This is a genomic window from Blautia sp. DFI.3.45, from assembly GCF_020593505.1.
GTDB lineage: Bacteria > Bacillota > Clostridia > Lachnospirales > Lachnospiraceae > Blautia_A > Blautia_A wexlerae.
Window position 1 is genome coordinate 1 of sequence record NZ_JAJDMI010000206.1, and the last position, 305, is coordinate 305.

Sequence of the window (305 nt, forward strand, 5' to 3'; positions counted from 1 at the left end):
CACTCATATTAACAATGTCTGTATTTTCGTATCCCTTGTTTCTTACTGCTTCAATCTCTTTTTTCAATTTATCCCAGTAATCACTCTGAATTTGCAATTTTTCCAGATATTCTTCGTCATTGAGTTTTACCAGATCATAATGTCCATCCTGATATCTTAATCCAAGAAAAATATCATCCAAATATTTAATTAATTCTTCATTTTGGTTTCCTGTAATTTCTAATTTTACTTCGCGCTGTGTAGCTCCACGTACTAGAGCGTGTCTGAAAAACATTTTAAATTGTTTATTTTAACCAAATTAATAT

The 305-nt window shown here is 29.8% G+C and carries 1 pseudogene; it reads right to left on the reverse strand.

The window, feature by feature from the left end:
• A pseudogene (locus LJE09_RS17615) lies at positions 1-274 on the reverse strand (GGDEF domain-containing protein); the annotation flags it as partial.
• Between the last annotated feature and the right edge of the window lie 31 nt (positions 275-305).